Source organism: Colwellia sp. C2M11, from assembly GCF_018860915.1.
Lineage (GTDB): Bacteria > Pseudomonadota > Gammaproteobacteria > Enterobacterales > Alteromonadaceae > Colwellia.
Genome location: NZ_JAHKQD010000025.1, coordinates 1 through 2,929, shown reverse-complemented (window position 1 = coordinate 2,929; position 2,929 = coordinate 1). Strand labels below are relative to the sequence as shown.

3 protein-coding genes are annotated in these 2,929 nt (G+C 36.4%); all 3 read right to left on the bottom strand.

Going from position 1 to position 2,929, the window contains the following annotated elements; all coding sequences use genetic code 11:
* Positions 1-221: 221 nt before the first annotated feature.
* The 3 genes from KO509_RS07735 to KO509_RS07725 all read right to left on the bottom strand — a co-directional run bounded on the left by KO509_RS07735 (position 222) and on the right by KO509_RS07725 (position 2,866).
* Positions 222-1,196, bottom strand: a complete 975-nt coding sequence (locus KO509_RS07735; RefSeq protein WP_215972711.1) for a transposase — start codon at positions 1,194-1,196, stop codon at positions 222-224.
* A gap of 108 nt (positions 1,197-1,304) precedes the next feature.
* Complete coding sequence (locus KO509_RS07730) at positions 1,305-1,817, bottom strand: hypothetical protein (protein ID WP_215972710.1); 513 nt, start codon at positions 1,815-1,817, stop codon at positions 1,305-1,307.
* On the bottom strand, positions 1,817-2,866 hold the full coding sequence (locus tag KO509_RS07725; protein ID WP_215972709.1) for a hypothetical protein: 1,050 nt from the start codon (positions 2,864-2,866) through the stop codon (positions 1,817-1,819). The genes KO509_RS07730 and KO509_RS07725 overlap by 1 nt, the downstream gene beginning before the upstream one ends.
* Between the last annotated feature and the right edge of the window lie 63 nt (positions 2,867-2,929).

Here is a 2,929-nt window from a genome sequence, read left to right as displayed (position 1 = left end):
CCTCAACGGTTTAGAAACAAAATAAAGATGACACTCATCTAAAATGTAAGCTAAACAATATACCGTAAAGAACATTGTATCAATAACACCTGTTTAGTTTTTAGCGGCCAAAAGCTTGATAATTATTGTTTTTAGGTAACTTTTTAAGTGTTTTATTATATTGCAGACATGACTAAGCTCAGCAGAAGCTGACACGGTAGTATTTTTAGCTTTGCTTAAGGTTAAGCGAGTAGTTTCTGGCAACAGCTGATATTACTTCGGCGTTTAGCTTGTTGGTGCCCGTAAAAGTCACTTAATACTTGCTCGTGCCCCACAGCGCCATGAAACTGTTTGGTGAATTGTTTAGTTAACACCAGCCAGTTTTCAGCACTAATACCTAAACGAGTTAAGATATTCGGTAGGTTTTGCTCGATATATCCGGGTTTATCTTCCCTGATACATTTACCGGTTAATTCAACCAACTGTAAGTAATCTAATAATTCAAACGGTAAACCCGTTGGCATATTATTTCTTGGATTACTCACAAAAGGTAAAAGCTTTGCAGGTTGCTTGTTGTGTATTGCGGCTTTAATACGCTGTTGGGCACTGGTGAAATCTGATTGCTCTGGTGTTTTAGCGATATTGGCACGAATAGGGTTTAAATCAACATAAGCCATACAAGCCGCGAGTGCCGCTTCATCTAATAACGCTTGAGATTTATAACGGCCTTCCCAAAATCTGCCAGTGCAGTTATCTTCAGCGTTAGCTTCTCTGGCGATTTTTTCGTTTAAGTTACCAATAAACCAACTGATTTTCATTAAGCGTTTTCGATACACTTCTGCACTTGCTTCAACTACTGATAATAATGCACCTTCAAGCTTATCACCGCGACAATATTGCTGAGTAAGTAAAGTGCCTTTATAAAGTTGATGCCAACGCTCAAGAACTTCTTTTGTTGACCAGCTTTTAGCTTTAGCTTCATCAACAAACAATACTGCATGGTAGTGGTTGTTCATGATGGCATAAGCACAAACATCAATAGCAAATACTTGAGTTAACGCTAATAACTTTTGCTCAACCCAAGCACGACGATGTTCATAACTTTGGCCTGTGTATCTATCTTCGCCACATAAAAATGCGCGGCGTACACAGCGGGAAATACAGTGGTAATAAGGGGTATCTGCTAAACTGATTTGTTTCTTACGTGCGGTAGCCATAATAAAAAACCTCCTTCCATGGTGATTATTTAACCATAGTAAAGAGGTTTTGATTTTTCAATTGTGAATGAGTGTCTCTTATATTGTTATAGCTAATTGAAATCTCGTTTACTTATGTAAGCTATCAATTTTACCGTCTGTATTTTTTGACCTTAATTCGTTTAGAAAGAAATAGTTTGCCAGTATCACCCTAAAAACTGCATACAACTGCGAAAGTGTGAGCATACTAATCACAAAAAAAGAAAGAAATTTTGCATAGTTTTTCCATTCACCATTCAAAAATACTTTAGCAATAGGAACCACAAATTGAATTGATAAAACGACCATTAATACAATTGCAGACACCATCACGATTTCAACTAATTCGCTAAGGTAGTTAGCATCAGTATCAGCTTCTTTAATCGTGGTACTTGGTATTTTCGAATCTTTAAAAACGCGACCAATAGCTCTAGGATAGATTATGGCAATCCATGCACCAATAATTGCAAAAATTATTGAAGATATGTTCAGTAAAGCACCTAACGTATCTTTATATGCTCCGTAGTTTAGTTCAACGACAGTTTCTCTAAGAAAATAAGTAACTATTCCAGTGATAATAGCCAGAATTAAGTACTTAATCATTAGGATACCGCCTCTTCAACTTCAAAAACACTTTGCTCAAGAGGCCTTAATAAATCGCTTCTTTGTTGTGTTAAGGCTTGCAATAGCCTTCGAGGTGAAATTATTTGGTTTTCTTCACGGTTGACATTAATTTCTGCTGAAAATGAGACACTTGCCCCATTTAACATTATTCTTTTCCCATCATTGTAAATAAACCCAGCATTCCTAATTGAGCTATTTGTATTTAACTCTGAAAAGTTCGACAAAATTTGTCTTAATTGTTGTTCGTTAGGCTCAAACTGTAATTCATGGGTAATTGAGCGAGCCTGCTGAAAAGTAGGCGTATTCCCGAGTAAACCCGAAAAAACTCTTTCTAAAGTTCGTCGGTCATCTTCAACAGTATAAGATAATGTTTCTCTTCTAATTATTCTTCTGATTTTGTGTAAGTTAGTTAATAATTCTGCTTCTAGCTCTTCCTGCTTTCTCCCTACAGCATAGAATTTTGAATGTAAACGACTAGAGTTGTTATTTGGCTGCCCATCAGCAGAATAACCAATAACAGTACCCTCATTATTTTCTACACGATAACTTGATTTGTTTGCCAAAAAACCATTGAGGTAATGATCTAAATTACTTTTACCTTGCATTGAATGTGTAAATCTAACCGTAGCAAAAACGTTTTGGCTAGGGATGAACCAAAAGTAACTTGGAAATCCGGGAATTGCTGGGGTACTACCAAACCCAGTCGTGAGCATATCTGTTTGACCAGGTCTTTCCATAGGAGACATACCATAAACGATGCCATTATCGTTTGCGACTTCATTCCATAAGATTAATAAGCTATCGCCATTGAGATCATTTGTCTGTAAATCACAAAAGTATGTATTTCGTAAATCATTATCAGGATCTGCTTCATAACAGGTAGTATTTACAAATTCACGCCCATCTTTTGCCCAAGCGTTAAGTTGCATTAACGTGTCATCCATTGAGCTTAATGTCGGTTGTGAATTACCTCGTAAAAAGTAGCCGCACTTTTTAATATCAAAAAATTTAACTTTTGCTTCTAACATTTATATTCCTTTATTTGACAAAAATGCCAGACTACAACTGGCAGCTAACGAGCTTGTAGAATA

Coding starts and splice junctions, on each gene's coding strand:
- KO509_RS07735 (WP_215972711.1), bottom strand. CDS start 1,196: ATGGCTACCGCACGTAAGAAACAAATCAGTTTAGCAGATACCCCTTAT.
- KO509_RS07730 (WP_215972710.1), bottom strand. CDS start 1,817: ATGATTAAGTACTTAATTCTGGCTATTATCACTGGAATAGTTACTTAT.
- KO509_RS07725 (WP_215972709.1), bottom strand. CDS start 2,866: ATGTTAGAAGCAAAAGTTAAATTTTTTGATATTAAAAAGTGCGGCTAC.